The organism is Sneathiella glossodoripedis JCM 23214 (genome assembly GCF_000616095.1).
Taxonomy (GTDB): Bacteria; Pseudomonadota; Alphaproteobacteria; order Sneathiellales; family Sneathiellaceae; genus Sneathiella; species Sneathiella glossodoripedis.
In genome coordinates this window covers 577,422-602,082 of sequence record NZ_BAMS01000002.1, presented here as the reverse complement: position 1 = coordinate 602,082, position 24,661 = coordinate 577,422, and the positions used below count along the sequence as shown (strand labels likewise).

General features: G+C 48.8%; 18 protein-coding genes and 4 pseudogenes. 12 read left to right on the top strand and 10 right to left on the bottom strand.

Annotation, left to right across the window (positions count from 1 at the left end; genetic code table 11):
* Positions 1-3: 3 nt before the first annotated feature.
* Together gltA and gltX are read right to left on the bottom strand one after the other, a co-directional pair.
* Entirely contained in the window at positions 4-1,308 is a 1,305-nt protein-coding gene (gene gltA / locus JCM23214_RS11035) for a citrate synthase (protein WP_025898993.1), read from the bottom strand.
* A gap of 129 nt (positions 1,309-1,437) precedes the next feature.
* Positions 1,438-2,840: pseudogene (gene gltX / locus JCM23214_RS26695) on the bottom strand (glutamate--tRNA ligase).
* A 127-nt stretch (positions 2,841-2,967) separates the two neighbouring features.
* Between gltX and JCM23214_RS11025 the strand changes: the two are divergent.
* A complete protein-coding gene (locus tag JCM23214_RS11025; protein ID WP_025898992.1) occupies positions 2,968-5,046 on the top strand; it encodes a ComEC/Rec2 family competence protein in 2,079 nt (692 codons plus the stop codon).
* A gap of 24 nt (positions 5,047-5,070) precedes the next feature.
* Here the strand turns inward: JCM23214_RS11025 and lexA are convergent, their stop codons facing one another.
* The 6 genes and pseudogenes from lexA to JCM23214_RS10995 form a co-directional block, all read right to left on the bottom strand.
* Positions 5,071-5,793, bottom strand: coding sequence for a transcriptional repressor LexA (gene lexA, locus JCM23214_RS11020; RefSeq protein WP_025898991.1), 723 nt, complete (start codon positions 5,791-5,793; stop codon positions 5,071-5,073).
* A gap of 92 nt (positions 5,794-5,885) precedes the next feature.
* On the bottom strand, positions 5,886-7,100 hold the full coding sequence (locus tag JCM23214_RS11015; RefSeq protein WP_025898990.1) for a molybdopterin molybdotransferase MoeA: 1,215 nt from the start codon (positions 7,098-7,100) through the stop codon (positions 5,886-5,888).
* A complete protein-coding gene (gene moaC / locus JCM23214_RS11010) occupies positions 7,097-7,573 on the bottom strand; it encodes a cyclic pyranopterin monophosphate synthase MoaC (protein ID WP_025898989.1) in 477 nt (158 codons plus the stop codon). The genes JCM23214_RS11015 and moaC overlap by 4 nt, the downstream gene beginning before the upstream one ends.
* 5 nt (positions 7,574-7,578) lie before the next feature.
* Positions 7,579-8,373: an indole-3-glycerol phosphate synthase TrpC gene (gene trpC / locus JCM23214_RS11005; protein ID WP_025898988.1), complete on the bottom strand. Its 795-nt coding sequence runs from the start codon at positions 8,371-8,373 to the stop codon at positions 7,579-7,581.
* A pseudogene (gene trpD, locus JCM23214_RS20355) lies at positions 8,373-9,394 on the bottom strand (anthranilate phosphoribosyltransferase). The gene trpC and the pseudogene trpD overlap by 1 nt, the downstream one beginning before the upstream one ends.
* An 8-nt stretch (positions 9,395-9,402) precedes the next feature.
* Positions 9,403-9,996 (bottom strand): anthranilate synthase component II, encoded by a 594-nt coding sequence (locus JCM23214_RS10995; RefSeq protein ID WP_025898987.1) that lies wholly within the window; start codon positions 9,994-9,996, stop codon positions 9,403-9,405.
* Positions 9,997-10,286: 290 nt separating this feature from the next.
* Between JCM23214_RS10995 and JCM23214_RS22475 the strand changes: the two genes are divergently transcribed.
* The gene (locus JCM23214_RS22475; protein WP_025898986.1) at positions 10,287-11,462 is read left to right on the top strand and encodes a divergent polysaccharide deacetylase family protein; all 1,176 of its coding nucleotides are present in this window, start codon (positions 10,287-10,289) and stop codon (positions 11,460-11,462) included.
* On the opposite strand, the gene trpE is transcribed toward JCM23214_RS22475, so the two are convergent.
* Positions 11,459-12,976 carry an anthranilate synthase component I gene (gene trpE, locus JCM23214_RS10980; protein ID WP_025898985.1) on the bottom strand — a complete coding sequence of 506 codons (1,518 nt, stop codon included), beginning with the start codon at positions 12,974-12,976 and terminating at the stop codon, positions 11,459-11,461. The two genes, JCM23214_RS22475 and trpE, sit on opposite strands and share 4 nt — an antisense overlap.
* A 2-nt stretch (positions 12,977-12,978) precedes the next feature.
* The gene (locus JCM23214_RS10975; RefSeq protein ID WP_159104344.1) at positions 12,979-14,841 is read right to left on the bottom strand and encodes a SurA N-terminal domain-containing protein; all 1,863 of its coding nucleotides are present in this window, start codon (positions 14,839-14,841) and stop codon (positions 12,979-12,981) included.
* A 210-nt stretch (positions 14,842-15,051) separates the two neighbouring features.
* Between JCM23214_RS10975 and tpiA the strand changes: the two genes are divergently transcribed.
* The 10 genes and pseudogenes from tpiA (at position 15,052) to JCM23214_RS20335 (ending at position 24,657) form a co-directional block, all read left to right on the top strand.
* Entirely contained in the window at positions 15,052-15,804 is a 753-nt protein-coding gene (gene tpiA / locus JCM23214_RS10970; protein WP_025898983.1) for a triose-phosphate isomerase, read from the top strand.
* 102 nt (positions 15,805-15,906) lie between these two features.
* A complete protein-coding gene (secG, locus tag JCM23214_RS10965) occupies positions 15,907-16,233 on the top strand; it encodes a preprotein translocase subunit SecG (protein ID WP_025898982.1) in 327 nt (108 codons plus the stop codon).
* Positions 16,234-16,308: 75 nt separating this feature from the next.
* Positions 16,309-17,940, top strand: coding sequence for a CTP synthase (gene pyrG, locus JCM23214_RS10960; protein WP_025898981.1), 1,632 nt, complete (start codon positions 16,309-16,311; stop codon positions 17,938-17,940).
* A gap of 25 nt (positions 17,941-17,965) precedes the next feature.
* On the top strand, positions 17,966-18,796 hold the full coding sequence (kdsA, locus tag JCM23214_RS10955; RefSeq protein ID WP_025898980.1) for a 3-deoxy-8-phosphooctulonate synthase: 831 nt from the start codon (positions 17,966-17,968) through the stop codon (positions 18,794-18,796).
* A 35-nt stretch (positions 18,797-18,831) separates the two neighbouring features.
* Positions 18,832-20,102 (top strand): annotated as a pseudogene (eno, locus tag JCM23214_RS20345) (phosphopyruvate hydratase).
* 165 nt (positions 20,103-20,267) lie between these two features.
* A complete protein-coding gene (locus JCM23214_RS10940; protein WP_025898979.1) occupies positions 20,268-20,579 on the top strand; it encodes an FtsB family cell division protein in 312 nt (103 codons plus the stop codon).
* 290 nt (positions 20,580-20,869) lie between these two features.
* Positions 20,870-21,868, top strand: a complete 999-nt coding sequence (pdhA, locus tag JCM23214_RS10935) for a pyruvate dehydrogenase (acetyl-transferring) E1 component subunit alpha (RefSeq protein ID WP_025898978.1) — start codon at positions 20,870-20,872, stop codon at positions 21,866-21,868.
* Between the two features lie 34 nt (positions 21,869-21,902).
* Entirely contained in the window at positions 21,903-22,124 is a 222-nt protein-coding gene (locus tag JCM23214_RS26955) for a biotin/lipoyl-containing protein (RefSeq protein ID WP_439646384.1), read from the top strand.
* Complete coding sequence (locus tag JCM23214_RS20340) at positions 22,037-23,317, top strand: pyruvate dehydrogenase complex E1 component subunit beta (RefSeq protein WP_199899519.1); 1,281 nt, start codon at positions 22,037-22,039, stop codon at positions 23,315-23,317. Before JCM23214_RS26955 ends, JCM23214_RS20340 begins: the two co-directional genes overlap by 88 nt.
* Positions 23,318-23,329: 12 nt before the next feature.
* Positions 23,330-24,657 (top strand): annotated as a pseudogene (locus JCM23214_RS20335) (pyruvate dehydrogenase complex dihydrolipoamide acetyltransferase).
* Positions 24,658-24,661 lie beyond the last annotated feature (4 nt).

The following is a 24,661-nucleotide window of genomic DNA, read 5'->3' as shown; positions in this document are numbered from 1 at the left end:
TAATTATTTACGTTTGACCAATGGCACAAATGGACGCTGGGCCTTACCTGTGTAAAGCTGGCGTGGGCGACCGATTTTCTGCCCAGGATCTTCCATCATTTCATTCCATTGAGCGACCCAGCCAACAGTTCTGGCCAGTGCGAACAGAACGGTAAACATGCTTGTTGGGAAGCCCATGGCTTTCAGGATAATGCCGGAATAGAAATCAACATTCGGGAAGAGTTTTTTCTCGATGAAATACTCATCTTCCAGCGCAATTCTTTCCAGCTCCATAGCCAGTTTCAGCATAGGTTCGTCTTTAATGCCCAGCTCATCCAGAACTTCGTAGCATGTCTGCTGCATGACTTTGGCGCGTGGGTCATAGTTTTTATATACACGGTGGCCAAAGCCCATCAGACGGAAAGGATCGTTTTTGTCTTTGGCTTTTTTGATAAATTCTGGAACCCGCTCAACAGAGCCAATTTCTTCAAGCATGGTCAGCACAGCTTCGTTCGCACCGCCATGTGCCGGACCCCACAGACAGGCGATACCAGCCGCAATACAGGCAAATGGATTTGCTCCTGATGAACCAGCAAGACGTACAGTTGAGGTTGATGCGTTTTGTTCGTGATCCGCATGCAAAATGAAGATGCGGTCCATTGCCCGTGCCAGAGTTGGCGAAATTTTGTAGGTTTCCGCAGGAACACTGAATGTCATGTGCAGGAAGTTTTCTGCATAGGACAACTCATTATTTGGATAGATAAATGGCTGACCAACAGAATATTTATAGGCCATCGCTGCAATTGTAGGCATTTTCGCGATCAGACGATAGCTGGCAATCATCCGCTGATGTGGATCAGCAATATCTGTGCTGTCGTGATAGAATGCGGAAAGCGCACCTACGACACCGACCATGATTGCCATTGGATGAGCATCCCGACGGAAACCACGGAAGAATTGAATGAGCTGCTCATGCAGCATGGTGTGATAGGTGATGTCTTTGGTGAACTTTGCTTTTTCTTCTGATGTTGGCAACTCACCTTTGAGCAGAAGGTAGCAAACTTCCATAAAATCACTCTGAGCGGCTAGCTCCTCGATTTTATAGCCTCGATGCATCAGAATACCTTCATCGCCATCGATGTAGGTAATGGCAGAATCACAGGATGCCGTGGATGTAAATCCAGGATCATATGTGAAGTGACCGGTCTGCGCATACAGCTTGCGAATATCGATAACTTTAGGTCCCAGCGTTCCCTCTACCATAGGAAGTTCTGTGTTCGTGCTTCCTTCATTGAGCTGAACGGTGCCGTTAGTTTTAGAGCCACTCATTAATTTTTTCCTCTAATTGCGAAGCCTGTAAGATGCAGACTTCAACTTTGCTGATACCTCTTCAAAAAGAGGTTTCTACATTTACTTCGTAAAAATTTACGAAAGGAGTGAATTTCTTCACTCAATAAGTTAGGCCTTGTTTACGTCTCTTATCCGTCCCAGTGCGTTTTCTTTGCCTAAAACTTCCAGAACATCAAAGATACCGGGCGATACGGTTGTACCAGTCAATGCCGCTCTTAACGGTTGCGCGATTTTACCCAGTTTTAAATCTTCAGCTTCGGCGCTCTCCCTCACCACGGCTTCGATTTTTTCCTTGCTCCAGTCTTCGATTTTTTCCAGACGGTCTGCAAGGCGGTCAAGGACCTGTTTAGAATTGTCGTTTAATAGCTTTAACGCTTTCTCATCATAGGTGAGTGGGCGTTCGGCAATTAGAAATGCCGCACTATCTGCAAGCGATATTACTGATTTTGCTCTTTCTTTCAAGCCGAACATGGCACTTTCAACCATTTGTTGTTGTTCGCTTGTCACTTTTCGCCCGAATTTCTCCTCAAGCAAGGGGATAATCAGGCCAGTTAAGTAGCTGTCATCAGAGTTTCGGATATAGGTACCATTGAGGTTTTCAAGCTTGTCAAAATCGAACCGGCTCGCGGATTTACCGATATTTTCAAGGTTAAACCATTCAATAGCCTGTTCAGTGGAAATTATTTCATCATCACCATGTGACCATCCCAGACGCAACAGGTAATTACGCAGGGCTTCGGGCAAATATCCCATATCCCGATAGGCCTCTACACCCAATGCACCATGGCGTTTGGATAATTTAGCCCCATCAGGCCCGTGGATAAGCGGAATGTGGCACATGATTGGCGATTGCCAGCCAGTGCGTCATATAGCTGGATTTGGCGCGCCGCGTTTGTCAGGTGATCGTCGCCGCGAATGATATGAGTAACCCCCATATCATGATCATCGACAATGACCGACAGCATGTAAGTCGGTGTTCCATCTGCTCGTAACAAAATCAGATCATCAAGCTGTTCATTTTTGATAACCACGCGACCTTGTACCTGATCCTCAATAACGGTTTCACCTTCATTTGGTGATTTAAAGCGAACAACAGGATCAACACCTTCCGGAGCTTCGGAAGGGTCGCGGTCCCGCCACCGGCCATCATATCCGGGGGCCCGACCTTCTGCCCGCGCGGTTTCGCGCATTTCCTGCAATTCTTCCTTGGAAGCATAACAATAATAGGCTTTACCTTCAGCCAGAAGCTGCTGTGCTATTTCTGCGTGACGCTCTCTTCGTGAAAACTGGTATGTGGGTTCATCATCCCACTCAAGTCCCAGCCATTTCATACCGGAGAGAATGGCCTCGATAGCCTCGTCAGTCGATCTCTCCCTGTCGGTATCTTCAATTCTCAACAGAAATTTTCCGTTATGGTGTCGCGCATATAACCAATTGAACAAAGCGGTTCTGGCACCGCCAATATGCAGAAATCCAGTGGGTGAGGGGGCAAATCGGGTTACAACAGTCATAATGATTTACTTTGCTTGTAATTCAATTACAGGTTTAAACTGCAATCTGGTAAAAATGATTGAGGCTTTTTTACTCTTTGTGGCTCTTTAGAGCAAGTCCGTGATGCAACCGGGGGGATTGCGACTTATGCGGCGTACAGTTTTGTATTTTTTGGAAACGCTGTCGGCAGAAGGGCCACGGTTGTTTCTGTTTGTCCCTGTCTTTCTGGCAATGGGAATCGGTCTGTATTTTGTGCTGCCCTATGAGCCGAAAACACAGATACATTTTATTCCCCCCATTTTAATTGCGGTAGCCTATCTCATGCGGCGGATACCTGCTTTGTGGGGGGTAAATTATTTTTTGATACCCTTCCTGCTGATTTCAGTTGGATTTTCAGCGGCTATGCTGCGGCAGCAATGGGTCGCCGCACCTGTTTTGACGCAAAAGTCTTTTTCCAGCATTGAAGGCAAAATTGTTGATCTGTCATTTGGCCGCAAAGAAACAAGGATGGTTTTGGAAAATGTGGTGTTGGAAGGGGAGCTCTACAAGACTGTCAGATTGAATGTCCGAACTGGTTCTGATCATTTGACGCCCGGGGATTTTGTCAAATTGGATGCAGTGTTATTGCCACCGCCTTTACCAACTCATCCCGGTGCCTATGACTTTCAGCGGGATCTGTATTTTAAATCCATAGGAGCTGTGGGATATGCCGTCAACCGACCTTCAATAATCAAAACCCGAGGGGACTCAGACCCTCATCCGCTGTTCAGTTGGTCTTCAACATTTCTGCGTCATGCTATCGCGCAGCAGATAACGCAATATGCGCCTAAGGAAAGTCAGGGGTTTCTGATGGCGGTAATGATTGGCGAAAAAAGAGTTCTGGATAAAGAGACAGAAGAAAATATGCGCAAGTCTGGTCTTGCGCATATGTTGGCGATATCCGGGTTGCATATGGTTATGATCGGCGGACTCGTTTTCTTTTTCACCCGATTTTTACTCAGTTTGTCAGCCTATCTGACACTTCGCTATCCCATTAAAACCTGGTCTGCAATTGCAGCGATGATTGCTGTTAGCGGTTATTTATTGGTAAGTGGGATGTCGGTCTCCGCGGTGCGGGCTTATATCATGATTATGCTGGTTTTTGGTGCAATTTGCTTTAACCGGCAGGCAATTTCGTTGCGTAATGTCGCTTTGGCAGCCATTTTCATACTGCTTTTAAGACCTGAAAGTCTGCTCAGTGCCAGTTTTCAGATGTCATTTGCCGCCGTATTCGCACTTGTCGCATTTTACGAGAAGTTTTCCGACAGGTTCTATATGACGGGGCATAAAGCCCATTTTCTTCTGCGTCCGGTTATATATGGGTGGGGTGTTGCCATGACCTCGCTTGTGGCGACATTTGCGACCGCTTTGTTTGCTATATACCACTTTGGTCAGTTTTCTCTTGCAGGCATATTTGTAAATTCCCTGGCAGTCCCGATAATGGGGTTCTGGGTAATGCCCATGGTTATTCTGAGTTTTGCTCTGATGCCTTTTGATGCCGCCTGGATCGGCTTTTATCTAGCGGCCATGGGGGTGGACCTGATCGAAAAGCTTGCAGGCTTTGGCGCTTCATTTGACTATTCCAGCATCCCAGTCAAATCGTTTTCGCAAATCTCACTGGTATTGCTGATTCTGTCGATGATTTGCCTTGTTTGTTTTCGATCGCGCCTCAAACTGATAGGCGTGCTGCCGCTTGCAGCCGCAATTGGGGCTCAAAGTCTTCATCAACTACCAGACATTCTGGTCTCAGATAGCGGGCGGCTTGTCCTGCTAGCATCGCAAGAGAGTGGGCCAATCGTTAATGATCGACGGCGAGAGAGGTTTATTCGATCCCGCTGGCAAGAATATTATGGTGTTCGTGAAGTTGCTATTTTCAAAGAAATCATTGCGGACGATAAAGGGGAATTGCGATGCGACCCATTGGGATGTGTGTGGAAAACCAACAATACCCAAACAATCGCTTATTCACTCAACCCTTATTCACACAAGGCAGATTGCGAAAGAGCAGATGTTGTTATTGCACAGGATCCAATCAGGATTGACTGTTCACCTGCAACTCTTTCGATCGACAGATTTGATCTATGGCGAAATGGCGCTCACGCCCTTTATATAACGAATGAACGCCCATTTCGTGTCACCACGGTCAACGGCGTGCGTGGAAATCGACCATGGGTTCCCAATCGGTAATGGACCCATGGCAATAATCAACAGTCAGTATTTTCTGAACAAACCAATCAATTTGCCTTGCACCTTGATCCGATCAGGGCCGAAAATGCGCGTTTCATAATTGGGATTTGCCGCTTCTAGAGCAACCGTATTGCCTTTGCGGCGGATCCGCTTGAGCGTCACTTCCTCATCATCAATCAAGGCAACAACAATTGCCCCGTTTTCGGCTGTTTTGCATTCGTTGATGATGACCGTATCGCCATCATTAATACCTGCTTCAATCATGGAATCTCCGTCCACTTCAAGGCAGTAATGGTTCCCTTTCCCAACCATCGTTGGCGGAAGATCAACGAAGCTTGTCGGGTCCGCAAGCGCTTCTATACCCGTACCTGCGGCAATGCGCCCATAGAGCGGTAAAGTCACAAGGCTGTCACCATCAGAACGTGATGCGGCATCCGAAGTGCGATGTCCAAAATCACCTTTGACAACTTTACCTTCCGGGGCCGGGTTGGTGTGGCGGGAATTTCTTTTCGCTAATCCTTCGGGCAGAACAGCATCCGGTAATTTCAAAACTTCCAGTGCCCGTGCTCTGTGGGGAAGCCGCCGGATAAAGCCGCGTTCCGTTAATGCAGTGATCAGCCGATGAATGCCTGATTTGGATTTCAAATCCAGTGCTTCTTTCATCTCGTCAAAAGACGGGCACACCCCCCGATCTTCAAGATAGGTGTGAATATACATCAACAGATCATGTTGTTTCTTGGTTAACATTTGCCCCAACCCTTCAGAACAAAACAAAAACATTAACTAATGTTCTACAAAAGTTCTAACCTTTCGTCAAGTCCGGGCCGTATTTAATCCTATTAACAGCCGGGGTAGCTGTTTTGAAGATGGATGATCCCGACAACGGATCCTTTTTTAAGGGCTTTGGCGAAAGGCTCGCGTTTCACCAGACAGGTCGCCGCAGACAGCGTGGAGAGCAGGGAGCTGTCCTGACTGCTGAAAAGTTCCACGACCGGCAAGCCATCCTTTTCACCAACAATTTTTGCCCGCATATAGTCTTCACGCCGGTCATTTTCAGACAGGTCATGGGATAGGATCGCGGGGACTATCGGTGGGCTTGAAGGCGGGCGGCCCATCAGAATATCAAGCGCAGGCATTAAAAATATGAAACTGCAGATCATGCTTGAAACCGGATTGCCCGGCATGCCAATCATTGGTGTTCCGTTCAGATCACCAAACATGAGCGGTTTGCCGGGGCGCATGGCGATCCGCCAAAAATCGATCTCAAGGCCATCTTTTCCAAGTACTGACTGAACAAGATCGTGATCCCCGACCGAGGCTCCACCCAGCGTGACAAGCATATCTGCGCTCAATGCACCGCTTGCCATTTGACGAAGTGAGCTTTCGTTATCTTTTGCAATACCCAGATCAATGGCTTCACCGCCTGCGGCTTCGATCATCGCAGCCACAACAAGGCTGTTGGTGGATATGATCTGATTGGCGCCTATTGGCTCGCCAGGGCGGACCAGCTCATCACCGGTTGAGAGCAGGGCAATTTTCGCACGGCGATGAACAGTTACCCAGGGAATATTCATTGCCGCCAAGAAGCCAACATCGCGGGGGGTGAGCTTTTTCCCTCGCTCCAAACCCGTTTGGCCTTCATTGAAATCAATTCCAGCCCCGCGAACGTAAGTTCCTTTATGGGCTGTTTGCTTGATTATTACCGCACTCTTTGACTGTTCGGTATTTTCCTGAATGACAATAGTATCTGTCCCGGCTGGCAAGGGTGCACCTGTAAAAATCCGGACCGCCTGACCTTTTTCAACTCTTCCCTCAAAAGAGCTTCCAGCCGCAGATTCTCCGATCACTTCAAGGGTCACAGGGACAGCGCTAATATCCGCGGCACGCACCGCATATCCATCCATGGCAGACAGATCAGCAGGGGGCTGGGTCCGCCTTGCGGATATGTCCTCAGCCAGCGTTCGCCCGCAGGCCTGCGTTATGGGGACCGTTTCTGTTGAAACAGGTTTGAGGGAGGACAGGATATTGCGTTTTGCTTCTTCAACTGAAATCATGTGGCTTTGTAAGTTCCTGATTTTCCGCCTGTTTTTTCCAGTAATTTTGTCTCCTGGATGATCATTCCCTTATCAACTGCCTTGCACATGTCATAGATTGTGAGCGCCGTAACACTTGCAGCAGTAAGCGCCTCCATTTCCACGCCGGTTTTGCCTTTAAGCTCACATGTTGCGAAAATTTTCACAGCATGCTCGGCCTCTTCCATTTCAAAATCGATGGAAACTTTGGTCAGTGACAGTGGATGGCACAGGGGAATAAGATCAGGCGTCTTTTTAGCGGCCATAATACCGGCAAGTCGGGCAACGCCCAGCACATCCCCCTTTTTTGCGGTACCTGCGCGGATCATGTCGAAGGTTTCCGCCGTCATGACAATCGTTGCAGTGGCAGTCGCACTTCGTTTGGTAATCTCCTTGTCGCCCACGTCAACCATATGGGCGGCCCCTTTTTCATCGAAATGCGTAAATTCACCCATATCGGTTACGCTTTTGTCAGCAATTGACGAACGGCGCCGGCAACATCATCCTGCCGCATCAGGCTTTCCCCCACCAGAAAGCAGCCGCAACCAGCTTTTTCCATGCGCTGCAGATCTTCCGGTGTATAGAGCCCGCTTTCACTGACCGCAACGCAATCTTGAGGGAGACCACTTGCCAGTTGTTCGGTTGTCGCGATGTCAACTTCCAGGGTTTTGAGATTTCTGTTGTTAATTCCGATTAAGGGGCTTTTAAGGACAGAGGTCCGCTCCAGTTCTTCCGCGTCATGCACCTCAATCAATACGTCCATACCATATTCAAAGGCTGCAGCTTCCAGCTCTTTGGCCTGATCATCTGAAAGAGCCGCCATGATCAGCAGAATACAGTCAGCACCAAGGCTGCGTGCTTCGGTAACCTGATAGGGGTCAATCATGAAATCTTTGCGAAGGGCAGGGAGGCTGACAGCCTCTCTCGCCGCGACAAGATACTCATCCGCACCCTGAAAGTAGGGAATATCTGTCAGAACCGACATACAGGTGGCGCCGCCATCTTCATAGGCTTTGGCAATCTTGACCGGGTCGAAATCCTCTCGGATCAATCCCTTTGAAGGAGATGCTTTTTTGACCTCTGCTATAAGTCCATAGCGTCCTTCTGCTCTGGCCTGTTTAAGGGCATTTAAAAACCCCCGTACCGGCGTGACTGATTTTATTTTCTCTTCCAGATCCTGAAGGGAAAACTGTTTTTTACAATTGCGAACTTGAACTTCCTTGTCCGCGCAAATCTTTGCAAGAATACTCATAATCAGGATACAGTCATATTTGTAATGCGTTTAAGGTCTTCCATCGCTTTCAAGGCTGCTCCGGAATCGATGGATTTTGCTGCCAGTTGCATACCCTCTTCAAGGTTGGTGCATTTACCGCCGACAATTAAGCCAGCCGCAGCATTGAGAAGTGTAATGTCACGATAAGCCCCTTTTTCTCCGTTCAGCAAATTCAAAAGGGCTTTGGCATTCTCTGCTGGGGTGCCGCCGATGAGTGCTTCCATCGAGACACGTTCGATACCGACTTCTTCGGGGGTGACTTCAAATTCAGTGATCTTTCCGTCTTTCAACTCCGCGACCAAAGAGGGGGCTGTCGTGGTCAACTCGTCCAGTCCATCCGTCCCATGCATGATCCAGACATGTTCAGATCCCAACTCTTTGAGGGTTTCAGCCATGGGCACCATCCAGCGCGGGTCATAAACACCGGTGAGCTGGCGTTTGACCGCCGCAGGATTGGACATGACACCCAATAGATTGAAGATGGTTCTGATGCCCAGCTCAACGCGGGTAGGGCCCACATGTCGCATGGCGCCATGATGGCGATACGCAACCATAAACCCGATGCCTGCTTCATGAACGGCTTTTTCAGTAAGGCTTAGATCACATTCAGTATTGATGCCAAGTTCCGCCTGTACATCGGCCGTACCCGACCGCGAAGACGCTGCCTTGTTTCCATGTTTTGCAACGGGAACACCGGCCCCAGCGACAACGAATGCAGCGGCTGTTGAAATATTGAGCGTGCCAAATCCATCGCCGCCGGTCCCCACCAGATCAATGGCTCCTTCAGGGGCGGTGATATAATTGGCTTTCTCGCGAAGCACGGAAACACCGCCAATCATTTCATCAGTGGACTCCCCGCGCAAATGCAGCCCCATCAGAAAAGCACCCATCTGGGAGGGGGTGGCATCGCCTGACAAAATAATATTGAAGCTTCTTTTGCTTCGTCCTTTGTGAGGGTTTGACCCGCGGCAATTTTGCCAATTAAAGACTTAAAATTGTTCATGCTATTCATCAAGCAACTGCTTTCAGGTTTTCCCCTGTCAGACGCAGGAAGTTTAACAACAGATCGTGCCCATGCTCGGAGGCAATACTTTCCGGATGAAACTGAACGCCATGGACTGGCGCATCGCGATGCTGCATTCCCATGATAATACCATCTTCTGTCTCGGCTGTGATTTCAAGACAATCAGGCAGCGATCCCCGCTCAACGATTAGTGAATGATAACGTGTTGCCGTAAAGGGATTATCCAGACCTTGAAATACCCCTTGGCCAGTATGACTTACGGGAGAGGTCTTACCATGCATCAGATCATCAGCACGGATAACTTTTCCGCCAAGCGCCTGACCAATCGACTGATGCCCGAGACAAACGCCGAGTAGGGGCAGATCAGATGCCACAGCCGATTTTACCATATTCAGACAGATGCCAGCCTTATCGGGTGTGCAAGGACCGGGCGATAGAACCACGCCGGATGGTTTGCGTTCAAGAACCTCATCCACACTGATCTGGTCATTTCGATAAACAGCTACCTCAGCACCCAGATCACCCAAAAAATGATACAGGTTGTAGGTAAAGCTATCATAATTATCAATTAGTATAATCATATCAGTGGCTTGCCGCTTATTATTGATGCGCGTTTTCAGTAAAGATTTCCGACTTGCACGCGTGAATTTTCAAAGGGTCCAGTTTCTATTCTTTTTTGGCCCCGTCAAGTGCCGTTTTCAAGTATTTTTCACCCCTCATAGTCACGAAATCAACTTTTTCCCAACAAGTTAGCGAGTGATACTGGATCGGAAAAATAAATTGCACAATTGGGAAAACTTGTAGCCCTGAAGATTGCGATACACTAAAAATCATACTTCAAACTTTGTGAGCAATACGGGACCTTTATTGAATGGCATCATCAGACAAAAAGGCAATTGACGATCTTGAGTCTCAATCGCGTTTTGACAGGATTATGAATTCACCAGCCCGATTGCTGACATTTTGCGGCGCTCTTCTTGTTTTCAGTCTTATGAGCGGCATGATGATCGGCTCGTTTATCAAGGACCGAAACAGGGATCAATCTTTGACCAGCGCGCCCGTGCAGGAAATCTTTATTCCCGGTGATGTGCGGAGTAGTGCTGAGAAGCCCCAAATGCAAGCAAGTGTCCCAGACAATACAGATGAGCGACTTCGCAGGCCCATTGACGCACTGGAACATGATCCTTCTGATTATCGCAATGCACCTGAAACTCCGCTTGTAGAAGAAAAAACAGACCCAGCGCCTGATACTGACAGGCTCGCAAGTCTACCTCCGGCGGAGATAAAGCGGGCTTTTCCTGAAATCCGGGAAAAGACATGGCAAAAATATGCACTTTCCGTTACGATCAAATCAGGGGCTCCTTTAATCTCTATCGTCATTGATGACGTAGGGCTGAATTCAACTCGGCTTAATAATCTGCTCGCGTTACCCAAACCGCTGACGCTGGCGTTTCTTCCCTATGCTGACAACTTGCAACAGCAATCTGATCTGACGCGTGAAAGTGGTCATGAAGTGATGCTTCATTTACCGATGGAGCCAACCAGCAGCGGGACAGACCCGGGACCCGACGCATTGCTCAACGATTTGAATATATCCGAAATTCGAAGCCGCACGATCAGAAATCTGGAGAGATTTACCGGTTACGTTGGCGTCAATAACCATATGGGTAGCAAGTTTACTGCCTATGACGCAGGTATGTCAGTGGTTATGGATGAAATTGCCAGTAGAGGATTGCTGTTTCTCGACAGTCGAACGACTTCTGATAGTGTCGGATTTCAGATGGCCCGCAGTCGCGGTTTACCCACGGGAAATCGCGATGTTTTTATTGATAACGACATTAATGTGCAGTCCATTTTAGCGCAGCTTGAAAAAGCAAAGGCCCTCGCGCAAAAAAACGGAGTGGCCATCGCAATTGGCCATCCGTATCTGGAAACAATTGAGGCTTTGTCGCAATGGATGCCCAAAGCTGTTGAAGACGGATTTCAGTTTGTCCCGGTTAGCGCAGCGTTGACGTTGCAATCTGCGCGTAATTTGAGAGCTGATTAACGGTTACCTGACCCTTCGGAGGCAAAGCGAACAGCTTCCTGCGCCGCCCGGACAAGAGCTTTAGCCTTGTTGACCGTCTCGTCATATTCAGATTTTGGATCGCTGTCTGCAACAATACCGGCGCCTGCCTGTATATAGATTTTGTTATCTTTGATAACGGCTGTACGAAGGGCAATACAGGTATCCATGGATCCGTTGGCTGAAAAATATCCGACCGCGCCTGCGTAGACACCGCGCCGTGATTTCTCCAACTCGTCAATGATTTCCATAGCACGCACTTTTGGGGCACCCGACACTGTTCCTGCAGGAAAACCTGCTTTCAGGGCATCTATGGCCGTTAAATCCTCACGAATTTTACCTTCGACGTTTGAGACAATATGCATGACATGCGAATAGTTTTCGATCACGAATTTTTCGGTCACATCAATGCTGCCAATACGAGCCACACGGCCGACATCGTTCCGACCAAGATCCAGAAGCATTAAATGTTCTGCAAGTTCCTTGGGATCATTTAAAAGATCTTCTGCGAGGGCTTTGTCTTCTGCTGCTGTTGCCCCGCGCGGGCGTGTACCGGCAAGCGGTCTGATCGTCACTTTTTCATCGCGCAGCCGTACCAGAATTTCAGGGCTGGATCCGACAACTGAAAATCCACCAAAATTCAGGTAAAACATGAAAGGGGATGGGTTTGTTCTGCGCAATGCCCGATAAAATGACAGGGACGACAGATTGAACGGCATTTCAAAGCGCTGACTGGGCACCACCTGAAAAATATCACCCGCCCGAATATATTCCTTGGCTTTGTCCACCATGGAATAGAATTCTTCCGGGGTTGTATTTGATACAGGCTCGGGCAGATCGGCTTCTGCCTGCTCCAGTGAAACCGTATGAGGTAGGCTGCGAGAGAAGTCGTTGACAGCATCTGAAAGGCGTTCGGCCGCATGGTTATAAGCGGTTTGAGCCGAGCGTCCATCGCCAATCCATACAGGCGTTACAATGGTGACCACATCCAGAATACTGTCAAAGATCGCCATGACGGTTGGTCTGATGAACATGCCATCAGGCAGCCCCAGTTCATTTGGATTGCTGTCTGGAATGTCTTCCATCAAACGCACAGTATCGTACGACATATAGCCGACAAGACCCGCCGCCATGGGCGGAAGGTGCGGCGGAAGTTCGATATGGCTCTCATCGATGAGGGATTGCAGACTATCCAGTACCGGCAGATCACAGGTCACGAATGCTTCCGGATCGAAGCGGGCAGTGCGGTTAATACGCGCCTGTGTGCCATCGCATCTCCAGATCAGGTCCGGTTTCATGCCAATAATGGAATAGCGCCCGCGAACAGCTCCTCCTTCAACGGATTCCAGCAGGAAAGAATTGGCCTTTCCTTCAGCCAGTTTCATCATTGCTGAGACAGGTGTTTCAAGATCTGCGACCAGGGTAGTCCAGAGGACCTGCGATTTCCCTGCGTTAAAGCCTTCACTAAACTCCGGGAATGCGGGTTTTATCGACATTTTTAGAAATATTCCCTGATCAGATTTTCTTTAACTGAAACACCGATGGATTTTTCAAGATACGACAGATACTGCTGATTGATATCCTGATTGATCCCGTTGGTGAGATCCTGCTTCAACTGCGTCAAAAGCTCTTTTTCTTGTTCGCGGTCTGCCGCAATGATATCGGTCAGCGTAAATACCACATAACCGGTTCCTGTATCAGTTTCACCGAATGCTGAAGCGCCTTTATCCAGTTCAAAAAGTGCATCAACGGCATTTGATGAAAATCCAGGAAGGTTTGCATTGCGGGTTGCTTCCGCGCTTGTCTTGACCTCAAAACCAAGGCTGTCAATTGCATCACCAGCTTTCAGCTTTCCAAGCAGCTCTTCTGCTTTTTTCGCATTTTCCTGATGCCTCCAGTCTGCCTGCCATGCGCTAAGCGCTTCTTCGCGAACCTCATTAAGTTCCTTGAGTGCGGAAGGTTTTACATCAGTGACGGAGAGAGCAAAATAAGTTCCGTTAGCGGCTTCATGTAGTTCCAGCTCGCTTTCCGGTTCCGTGGAAAAGAGGATCCCGCGAATTTCAGGCACTGGCGGCAATCCGCTTGAAGGCTGTCCATCAGCAGTTTGTCCGTTGCGATTGGTCCAGTCAATTGACTGGGCTTTTACGCCAATTGCTGAGGCAGCCTCACTGATTGTCGCGCCGCCTGCGATTTCATCTTCAAGCTGCGTTGACTTTTCGTACAGAATGTCTGCAGCTTCTCTTAGTGCAATTGTATTTTTCAGCTGATCGCGAACTTCTTCCAGACCACGGGTTCTGCCAGCTTCAATTTTAGCGACCTCAACAATATGCCAGCCAAGCACTGTTTTTACAGGGGCAGTAATTGCACCTTCTTCTGCGTTGAACACCGGCTCTTGCATTTCATCAAGCAATTCGGTTTTGGTCAGCAGTCCCAAATCAATATCGGCGGGCGTCAGTTGTAACAATTCGTTGGCGACAGTTGCGAAATCGGCACCACCGGTCAAGCGGGCGACTGCTTCCTGAGCTGTCTCTTCATCATCAAAAATCATCTGAAGAATTTGACGGCGCTCGGGGATGATGAATTCAGATGCACGGCCTTCATATTCTGCTTTGATCTGCTCTTCACTGACCTCAGCCTCGCTCACAAACTTCTCTGGTGATAAAAAGAGTATGTCTGCTTTGCGAAATTCCGGTGCTGTAAATTGCTCTGCATTGTCCTTAATGAAGGCACTCAGCTCTTCATCAGTAGGAACGGGAGCTCCGGTGATGTCACTGTCGGGCAATTCAATATAGGAAGCTTTGCGCTTTTCCAGATAATGATCGAAAAGAATTTCAGCCATATAGTCTGGTGCATCACCGGCCGGGTATTGCAGGCTCACCATAAGCTGCTGACGTTTCAGTTCATCGGCAAGAATGTCGAGATATTCGCGCTCACTATATCCGTTCTGCCTGAGAAGTGTTTCAAAGCGAAGTCTGTCAAATTGACCGGCAGCATTCCTGAAGTTTGGTGAATTTTTCAGTTCTTTGAGGACACTGACATCAGAAATTCCCAATCCCAGCTCGCGAACCCGCTCTTTTTCAAGCAGGCGGGTCTGAATGCTCATGATTGTGCTTTGGGTAACCCCGTAATTGCGGGCTTCTTCAACGGTAATCTGACGATTTAGATAGTTTGAAACCTGATTGAGGCGGTTTCTGTATTCCCGCTGGAATTCACCAAGGGTAACGGACTGTTCTCCCACTTCAATGACGCCACTTCCCGCGGAACTTCCCAACATGTCTCCCCCAATTCCCCAAAGGGCGAAACTGGCGACAAGAAGCAATAACAGTCCTTTTGCGAGCCAACCACTGGCTCCTTTACGCATGGAATGAAGCATATTTTCCCAACAATCTTTTAAATTTAACCTGTGAGGAGGGCATTGCGCCCCACTGCAGCGCGACATGATATGAGGTAACTGCACAAGGCTGCAACACGGAATTTTGCAAAGCAGTATCTTTCTTTGTAAAAAAATGGCATATGGGCGTGAAATCATTAATGACAATAGCCCAAGGCGAAGCGAACGAGGTGAATAGAAATGTCTGTACGACCATTAATTGCGGGTAATTGGAAAATGAACGGCCTGCGCAGTGAATCAATTACGCAGATTGAACAACTCGTAAAAAAATCGGCAGACGCAGGAACTGTCGGATGTGACATTCTGATCTGTCCGCCCTTTACCCTTGTAAAAGAGTTGGCTGATCTGGCCCAAGGCAGTGCCGTTTCCATCGGCGCTCAGGACTGTCACGCCAATGTGTCAGGGGCGCATACCGGTGATATCAGCGCTGAAATGCTCAAAGATGCCGGCGCCTCCTACATTATTGTCGGGCATTCGGAGCGACGCACCGATCACCATGAAAGCAGTGATGCCGTGAAAGCGAAAGCAGAAGCGGTTTTGCAGGCTGGGCTTGTCGCTATTGTCTGCGTTGGGGAAACGCTTGAGCAGCGTGAAAATGGGGAAACACTATCTGTTGTTGGTGAGCAGATAGAAAAATCTCTGCCCGCCGGGGCAAGTGCTGATAATACAGTGATCGCCTATGAGCCTGTTTGGGCCATCGGGACAGGCAAAACCCCGACACCAGCAGATGTTGCAGAGGTTCACGCTTTCATTCGTGAAAAACTGGGCGCTCTGACGGCCGGTGCAGAAGGGGTTCGTCTGCTTTACGGTGGGTCTGTAAAGGCCTCTAACGCGGATGAGCTTATGGCACTCGAAAATGTCGATGGCGCACTTGTTGGCGGGGCCAGTTTAAAAGTCGATGACTTCTGGCCAATTGTCGAAACCGGAATTTAGTTTATATATCACTGGAAATCCGGACAGCTTTGGTGTAGAAGCCCACCAAACATGTTTAACTCTTGGCGGCTCTGCGTCTTATGCTCAGGAATTAATTGGATCATGGAAACAATTCTACTGGTCATTCACGTTCTTATTACAGTGTTCCTGATCGGTGTAGTTCTGCTGCAGCGCTCAGAAGGCGGAGCATTGGGAATCGGTGGCGGTACAGGTGGCGTTATGACAGGCCGCGGTGCTGCAAACCTGCTGACGCGGACAACAGCGATCCTGGCTGCGGCCTTTTTTGCGACAAGTATCGGTCTGGCAATTGTGAGTGGCTTGCATACTGCGCCAACTTCAATTCTGGATCAGCCTGTAGAAGCCGAAACGGGGGCAGGCGATGTGCCGCCAAATTCCTCCGAACCGGCTGCGCCGCTATCAACTCAGTAATTTTTCGCATAGAGACGGTAATTTACCGTCTCTTTTACTTCACGAACCCAAAAAGTTTTAATATAGTGTAATCCCATGGCTCGGTTTATATTCGTTACCGGTGGTGTGGTATCCTCACTTGGCAAAGGTCTTGCCGGGGCGGCTCTCGCTTCCCTGTTGCAGGCCCGCGGCTACAAGGTAAGGATGCGCAAGCTGGATCCCTACATCAATGTCGATCCCGGCACAATGAACCCCTACGAACACGGGGAATGTTATGTGACCGATGACGGGGCTGAAACAGATCTGGATCTTGGCCATTACGAACGCTTTACCGGTGTTGCTTCCAAACAGAGTGATAACGTCACCACAGGGCGGATCTATCAGACAGTCATTCGCAAAGAACGCCGCGGGGACTATCTGGGGGCAACCGTGCAGGTTATCCCGCACATCACCAATGCGATTAAAGAATTTGCAACAGCAGACATCGCGGACGAGGATTTTGTTCTTGTCGAAATTGGCGGGACTGTGGGTGATATTGAAAGCCTTCCCTTTTTGGAAGCCATCCGTCAGCTTGGAAATGAATTGGGCAATGAAGCCATTTTCATGCATTTGACGCTGGTTCCCTATATTGCTGCGGCCGGGGAGCTTAAAACCAAACCAACACAGCATTCAGTGAAAGAATTGCAGTCAATTGGTATTCAGCCCGATATTCTGTTGTGCCGCAGTGAGCATGAAATTCCTAAAGGGCAGCTCGCCAAAATCGGACAGTTCTGTAATGTGCCTGCCGGTGCCGTTATTCAGGCGCTTGATGTCCGCACCATTTATGAGGTTCCGCTTAGCTATCATAGCGAAGGGCTGGATACAGCTGTCTTGAACGCATTTGGCATTACGGATGCCCCAGAGCCTGACCTGTCCCGCTGGACTGATATTGTGGATCGGGTGCTGAACCCTGAAGGCGAAGTCAATATTGCCGTTGTAGGTAAATATATTGAACTGCAGGATGCCTATAAATCGCTGACAGAGTCCCTGATTCATGGGGGGATTGCAAATCGTGTCAAAGTGAAAATCGACTGGCTTGAGTCAGAGATTTTTGAAAAAGATGAAAGCAAACTCGCTGAACGTCTTGAACATGTGGACGCTATTCTTGTACCCGGTGGTTTTGGCGAACGCGGCGCAGAAGGTAAAATCCGGGCCGCACGCTACGCTCGTGAACAGAAAATTCCTTACTTTGGGATCTGCTATGGCATGCAAATGGCCGTTATTGAAGGCTGCCGCAGCCTCGGCGGACTGCCAAACGCCGGAACATCCGAATTTGGTGATTTTGACCCGAATGTTGTCGGTCTGATGACCGAATGGACCCGCGGAAATCAAACCGAAACCCGCAGTGAAGAAGATGACCTTGGCGGAACAATGCGTGTTGGTGCCTATCCTTGTAATCTGGTTGAGGGAACCAAGGTTCGTGAAATTTATGGATCTGACCGGATTGAAGAGCGCCATCGCCATCGTTACGAAGTCAATGTGGCTTACAAAGCGGCTTTGGAAAAAGTAGGTTACAAGTTTTCCGGTATGTCTCCAGAGGGTGACTTGCCGGAAATCGTCGAATTTCCCGATCATCCCTGGTTTATCGGTGTGCAGTTCCATCCTGAACTGAAATCCAAACCGTTTGATCCTCATCCGTTGTTTAAAAGCTTTATCAAGGCTGCAATGGATAAATCACGACTGGTATAACCCCCAACCGGAATTGGAATAAGACATGACCCAGGCCGCGCATGTAACTATCGGCAATATTAAAGTTGGCAATGATCTTCCGTTGGCCCTGATTGCAGGACCGTGTCAGATGGAAAGCGAAGGTCACGCAATTGATATGGCTGGCCAGCTTGTGGAGATTACATCTCGGCTGGGCATGGGACTTGTCTATAAAACGTCTTTTGACAAGGCCAACCGCTCTTCCATCCACACGCCACGTGGGCTGGGTATTGAAAAAGCCTTGCCAGTCTTTGAAAAGGTTAAAAAGACATTTGATATTCCTGTGCTGACGGATGTGCATGAAGCCTCTCAATGCGCCGAAGTTGCGACTGTTGTTGACGTTCTTCAAATACCGGCATTCCTGTGCCGTCAAACAGACTTGCTGGTTGCAGCAGCAAAAACAGGACGGGTTGTGAACGTTAAAAAGGGCCAGTTTCTGGCGCCTTGGGACATGAAAAATGTTGCTCACAAACTGGTGGAAAGCGGCAATGAAAACATTTTGCTAACCGATCGCGGCACAAGCTTTGGATATAACACTCTGGTAAGTGACATGCGCGGCCTTCCAATCATGGCACAAACCGGATTTCCCATTGTATTTGACGCCACGCATTCGGTTCAGCAACCGGGCGGGCAGGGGACAACTTCGGGTGGACAGCGTGAGTTTGTTCCCGTACTTGCCAAGGCCGCCGTCGCGGTTGGGGTTGCGATGGTATTTATGGAAACTCATCAGGACCCTGACAACGCCCCCTCTGACGGACCGAATATGGTTCCCATTGATGAAATGGAAGCGTTACTGGCTCAATTGACTGCTTTCGACCGCCTCGCCAAAAATAGTTAATCACAAAAACAGACATCTACAGGAAAGACTGATCAATGACTGCAATTCTCGATATAATTGGCCGCGAAATTCTGGACAGTCGGGGAAATCCGACAGTTGAGGTTGATGTTATTTTGGAAAGTGGCGCCTTTGGTCGTGCGGCTGTCCCATCCGGAGCATCAACTGGTGCACATGAAGCGGTTGAACTGCGTGATGGCGGTGATCGGTATAAAGGAAAAGGCGTCCTGCAGGCTGTAGATGCGGTAAATGGTGAAATTTTCGATACCATTTCAGGCCTGGATGCAGAAAACCAGATTGCAATTGATCGTATGATGATCGAGCTTGATGGAACAACCAATAAAGGTCGTTTGGGCGCCAATGCGATTTTGGGCGTCAGCCTTGCAATTGCCAAAGCTGCGGCCATTGATGCCAATCTGCCCCTGTATCGCTATGTGGCGGTGCGTCGGCTCGCACCTTGCCAGTGCCCATGATGAATATCATTAATGGCGGTGAACATGCGGATAACCCCATTGATATTCAGGAATTCATGATCATGCCGGTATCTGCTGGCAATATTCGTGAAGCTGTTCGAATGGGCGCTGAAGTGTTCCATACGCTCAAAAAACAGCTAAGCGATGCAGGCCATAATACAAATGTGGGTGATGAAGGCGGGTTTGCGCCAAATCTTGGTGGAACGCGGGATGCCTTGGATTTTATCATGAAATCCATTGAAGTTGCGGGCTACAAACCGGGTGAAGACATCTATTTGGCATTGGATGCCGCTTCCACTGAATTTTATTCAGATGGCAAGTATAACCTGAAGGGAGAGAATAAAATTCTCTCCGCCGAAGAAATGGTCGACTACTATGCGTCATTGGTAGGGGATTATCCTATTATTTCCATCGAAGACGGCATGTCCGAAGATGACTGGGCTGGATGGAAACTGCTGACCGATCGAATTGGGGATAAGGTTCAACTGGTTGGTGACGATTTGTTTGTGACAAATCCGGTAAGGCTTGCCGACGGGATCGAACAGGGCGTTGCCAATTCGATTTTGGTAAAGGTGAACCAGATTGGCAGCCTCACCGAAACAATGGAAGCTGTGGAAATGGCACATAAAGCGAGCTACACAGCGGTCATGTCTCATCGCTCTGGTGAAACCGAAGATGCTACAATTGCTGATCTGGCGGTTGCGACAAATTGTGGCCAGATCAAAACAGGTTCACTGGCACGTTCTGACCGGCTCGCCAAATACAATCAACTTATTCGCATCGAAGAAGAACTGGGGCAGGCAGCCGAATATGCTGGCCGTTCCATATTGAAATGATCTGAAAATTGGATGTTTGAAAGGGGCGGGTTCTATCCCGCCCTTTTTCTTGTTTTCTCCAAACTTTCTGCCGTGCTGTGTTGCTTTTCAGGCTGCGGCAAAATTAATGGCTTCAACTGGCTTTTACAGGTTGACCGCAACGCTACAATTTGATTCACTCAATCCATGAACCTGAACTATGAAATTCGCAAACGATTGAAAGCGGGAATGGGGCCTATTCTTGGGCTGCTGCTCGTCTGCTATTTCAGTTATCACCTGATTGAGGGTGATAGAGGGTTATTTGCATATTTAAAATTGCAGCAGGAAATCAGTCAGGAACAGGCAAAACTTCGTTTGATTGAAATTGAACGGGAAAAGCTGGAGAAAAGAGTGAATCTACTCAATCCTGAGAATCTGGATCTTGATATGCTGGAGGAAAGAGCACGCGAGGTGCTTGGTCTGGCGCATCCGGATGAGCTGGTTATTTACACGAAATAGTCGCTTACATTCGTAACTAACGTAAAATTATATCGTAATATTTAAAAGGCTCTTTGCGAAAATTACAAAGAGTAATGCTCTTTGGGAATTTCTGAACAGATATTCCTGAACAAGCCTGATTTTCTATAAAACATGCTGCAGCACACCAAAATTAACCGAGATAACTATATTTTGGTTAATTTTTCAGAATTTCTTGTTTCTTAAGACTTTTATCGCCACATTCAAGCCAATGTTTTTCAGATGTTTTCTTTTACAGGGAAAAAGGGAACACAGATAAAAAGGGAGTTATCATGGCCAAAAAAGCCTCTACCACCCGCAGGAAGACCAAAAAGGTCGATAAGGAAGAAATCCAGAAATACTATAGAGATATGCTGCTGATCCGACGCTTTGAAGAAAAAGCAGGTCAGATATATGGCATGGGTCTGATAGGTGGGTTCTGTCATCTTTACATTGGTCAGGAAGCTGTTGTTGTGGGCATGCAATCGGCCATTACCGAGGATGATGCGGTGATTACCTCCTATCGGGACCATGGTCACATGCTTGCCTGCGGAATGGATCCCAAAGGCGTCATGGCAGAACTGACCGGCCGTGAAGGGGGCTACTCCAAAGGTAAGGGGGGCTCAATGCATATGTTCTCCAAAGACAAGAACTTTTATGGCGGCCATGGCATTGTCGGGGCCTGCGTTCCGCTAGGAACCGGTCTCGCATTTAGTCAGAAATATCAGGATACCGGGAATGTCACTCTTTGTTACATGGGTGATGGAACGGTTAATCAGGGACAGGTTTACGAAAGCTTCAATATGGCCGAGCTTTGGGATCTGCCGGTCGTTTATGTCATCGAAAATAATGAATATGCGATGGGAACTTCTGTCAAACGCGCCTCTTCGCAACCAGAACTGTTCCGGCGCGGTGAAAGCTTTAATGTTCCCGGTGAACAGGTAGACGGTATGGATGTCTTTGCTGTCGCCGAAGCCGGTCGCAAGGCGGTTGAATGGGCGCGCAGTGGAAAAGGGCCCTATATTCTGGAAATGAAAACCTACCGTTATCGGGGTCACTCCATGTCCGACCCAGCGAAATATCGCTCCAAGGAAGAAGTGAATAAAAAACGGGCTGAAAGTGATCCAATTGAAAAGGTTCGCGAGAAACTTCTGAACGAGAAAATCTATACAGAAGATGAACTGAAAGAAATTGATAAAGAAGTGAAATCTATTGTCGCTCAGGCTGTTGAGTTTGCTCAGGAAAGCCCGGAACCACATCCTGATGAATTAATGACGGATATCGTCGCCTGAGTTCAGAGCAAGACAAGAGATAAGGGAACAAGACATGCCTACAGAAATTCTCATGCCGGCTCTGTCGCCGACTATGACTGAAGGAAAACTCGCACGCTGGCTGGTATCAGAGGGGGATGAAGTGTCCTCCGGTGATGTGCTGGCGGAAATCGAAACCGATAAAGCACGATGGAGGTTGAAGCCGTCGATGAGGGTGTCATCGGGAAGATACTTATTGACGCGGATACGGATAATGTGGCCGTCAACACCCCAATAGCGTTGTTGCTAGAGGATGGTGAAGACAGCGCTTCATTGGATAACTACGACGCCTCAGGTGGCTCAGAAAATACCGCAAAAGAAGAGGAGGCCGCCTCGGCTAAAGAAGAAAGCTCCAACTCTTCGGCTTCCGCATCTTCGAGCGGAAGCTCTGTCAGCACTGGTGTTGACGCATATGACGCCAGCGGTGAGATCCCTGAAGGGACCGAAATGGTCAAGATGAGCGTTCGCGAAGCGCTGCGGGATGCTATGGCGGAAGAGATGCGCAGTGATGAGCGTGTGTTTGTCATGGGTGAGGAAGTGGCCGAATATCAAGGCGCATACAAAGTTACCCAAGGGTTGCTCGATGAGTTTGGGGCCAAGCGGGTCATCGATACGCCGATCACCGAACATGGTTTTGCCGGTGTTGGTGTTGGTGCCGCTTTTCACGGACTGCGTCCCATTGTCGAGTTCATGACGTTTAACTTCGCCATGCAGGCGATTGACCAGATTGTAAACTCTGCGGCGAAAACCCGTTATATGTCAGGTGGCCAGATGGCCAGCCCGATGGTGTTTCGCGGTCCTAACGGGGCTGCGTCACGGGTTGGCGCCCAGCATTCGCAATGTTTTGCTGCATGGTATGCACATGTTCCGGGCCTGATTGTCGTTGCCCCCCATACCGCTGCTGATGCAAAGGGATTGCTGAAATCCGCTATACGGGATGCTAACCCGGTCATCTTCCTTGAAAATGAAATCCTGTACGGACAAAGCTTTGACGTCCCGGTTCTGGATGACTTCACTATTCCGCTTGGCAAAGCGAAGGTGGCAAGGTCCGGCGATGATGTGACAATCGTCTCCTTTGGTATGGGAATGACCTATGCACTTGAAGCAGCAGAAAAACTGGCCGAGGAAGGCGTAAATGCCGAAGTGATCGACCTTCGCACAATCCGTCCTCTCGATATGGATACCATCATCGCGTCGGTTCAGAAAACCAACCGTTGTGTCACGGTCGAAGAAGGATGGCCGCAACATGGTGTGGGTGCTGAATTAAGTGCCCAGATCATGGAAAAGGCGTTTGACTATCTGGATGCGCCTGTTCTACGGGTATCAGGTAAAGATGTGCCTATGCCATACGCGGCAAATCTTGAAAAATTGGCTCTGCCCAGTGTCAGGGAAGTCATCGATGCCGTTAATGCGGTCACCTATCGGTCATAAGGGGGGATCAGGATGCCAATTACAATTACAATGCCAGCCTTGTCACCCACAATGACAGAGGGAAAACTGGCCACCTGGCTGGTTAAGGAAGGCGATAGCGTCTCTTCTGGCGATGTGCTTGCTGAAATCGAAACGGATAAGGCAACCATGGAGGTGGAGGCGGTCGATGAAGGTGTGATCGGGAAAATTCTCGTTGATGCCGGAACCGACAATGTTGAAGTGAATGCGCCGATTGCCATTCTGCTCGAAGATGGCGAAGATGCGTCGGACATGGACAATATGTCCGCGGATGAAGGTAAGAGCTCTTCTAAATCCGAAAACTCTCAGTCCGAAGATTCAAAAGCCTCAGGCACCTCATCTGACGAGCCAAAATCGGGTTCCGCCGATGAAAAGGCTGCTCCCGCAACTCAGCATAAAGGGGATCGCGTTTTTGCAAGTCCACTTGCCCGCCGAATTGCTGCAAATGAAGGGATTAACATCGCGGATGTTACAGGAACCGGTCCGCACGGCCGGATTATCAAAGCGGATGTTGAAAAATTCATAGCCGATGGCGGTAAAGCCTCTGCACCTGAAAAAGCAGCAAGCTCCGCTGATAAACCGGCGGATGCAAAAGCAGCCCCAACTGCTGCGCCTGTTGCCACGACACCTCCGCATGCAGGTGAGCATGAAGAAATACCGCTTACAGGCATGCGCAAAACGATTGCAAGGCGCCTTACGGAAGCCAAGCAGACAATCCCGCATTTTTATCTGACCATCGAATGCGAGCTGGATAATCTGCTATCGCTTCGCAAAGAGCTGAATGCCCGCTCTGACGAGTACAAGATTTCTGTCAATGATTTCGTTATCAGAGCAAGTGCACTCGCCCTTAAAAAACTGCCCGCGGCTAATGCCATTTGGGGCGGTGACAAGATCCTGCAATATAAGGATATTGATATTTCAGTGGCGGTCGCCGTTGATGGTGGTTTGATTACACCCGTGGTAAAAGGGGCTGATGGCAAGGGACTTGCGAGCATTTCAAATGAAATGAAGGAGCTCGCCGCGAAGGCCAAATCGGGCAAACTGATGCCCGAAGAATATCAGGGCGGCTGTTTCTCAATTTCCAATCTGGGCATGTATGGGATCAAGGAATTCTCGCTGTAATTAATCCGCCGCAATCTGCAATCCTCGCTGTTGGTGCTGGTGAACAGAAACCTGTCATCAAAGATGGTGTGGTATCGGTTGCGACAGTCATGAGTGTTACCCTGTCCTGCGACCATCGGGTTATTGATGGTGCGTTGGGGGCTGAACTTCTGCAGTATTTCAAGGGCTTCATTGAAGAGCCTTTGACAATGATGCTTTAAATCG

Excerpts from the sequence above, each read along its gene's own strand:
- gltA (WP_025898993.1), bottom strand. The coding sequence starts at position 1,308 with ATGAGTGGCTCTAAAACTAACGGCACCGTTCAGCTCAATGAAGGAAGC.
- JCM23214_RS11025 (WP_025898992.1), top strand. The coding sequence starts at position 2,968 with ATGCGGCGTACAGTTTTGTATTTTTTGGAAACGCTGTCGGCAGAAGGG.
- lexA (WP_025898991.1), bottom strand. The coding sequence starts at position 5,793 with ATGTTAACCAAGAAACAACATGATCTGTTGATGTATATTCACACCTAT.
- JCM23214_RS11015 (WP_025898990.1), bottom strand. The coding sequence starts at position 7,100 with ATGATTTCAGTTGAAGAAGCAAAACGCAATATCCTGTCCTCCCTCAAA.
- moaC (WP_025898989.1), bottom strand. The coding sequence starts at position 7,573 with ATGGGTGAATTTACGCATTTCGATGAAAAAGGGGCCGCCCATATGGTT.
- JCM23214_RS10995 (WP_025898987.1), bottom strand. The coding sequence starts at position 9,996 with ATGATTATACTAATTGATAATTATGATAGCTTTACCTACAACCTGTAT.
- JCM23214_RS22475 (WP_025898986.1), top strand. The coding sequence starts at position 10,287 with ATGGCATCATCAGACAAAAAGGCAATTGACGATCTTGAGTCTCAATCG.
- trpE (WP_025898985.1), bottom strand. The coding sequence starts at position 12,976 with ATGTCGATAAAACCCGCATTCCCGGAGTTTAGTGAAGGCTTTAACGCA.
- JCM23214_RS10975 (WP_159104344.1), bottom strand. The coding sequence starts at position 14,841 with ATGCGTAAAGGAGCCAGTGGTTGGCTCGCAAAAGGACTGTTATTGCTT.
- tpiA (WP_025898983.1), top strand. The coding sequence starts at position 15,052 with ATGTCTGTACGACCATTAATTGCGGGTAATTGGAAAATGAACGGCCTG.
- secG (WP_025898982.1), top strand. The coding sequence starts at position 15,907 with ATGGAAACAATTCTACTGGTCATTCACGTTCTTATTACAGTGTTCCTG.
- pyrG (WP_025898981.1), top strand. The coding sequence starts at position 16,309 with ATGGCTCGGTTTATATTCGTTACCGGTGGTGTGGTATCCTCACTTGGC.
- kdsA (WP_025898980.1), top strand. The coding sequence starts at position 17,966 with ATGACCCAGGCCGCGCATGTAACTATCGGCAATATTAAAGTTGGCAAT.
- JCM23214_RS10940 (WP_025898979.1), top strand. The coding sequence starts at position 20,268 with ATGAACCTGAACTATGAAATTCGCAAACGATTGAAAGCGGGAATGGGG.
- pdhA (WP_025898978.1), top strand. The coding sequence starts at position 20,870 with ATGGCCAAAAAAGCCTCTACCACCCGCAGGAAGACCAAAAAGGTCGAT.
- JCM23214_RS26955 (WP_439646384.1), top strand. The coding sequence starts at position 21,903 with ATGCCTACAGAAATTCTCATGCCGGCTCTGTCGCCGACTATGACTGAA.
- JCM23214_RS20340 (WP_199899519.1), top strand. The coding sequence starts at position 22,037 with ATGGAGGTTGAAGCCGTCGATGAGGGTGTCATCGGGAAGATACTTATT.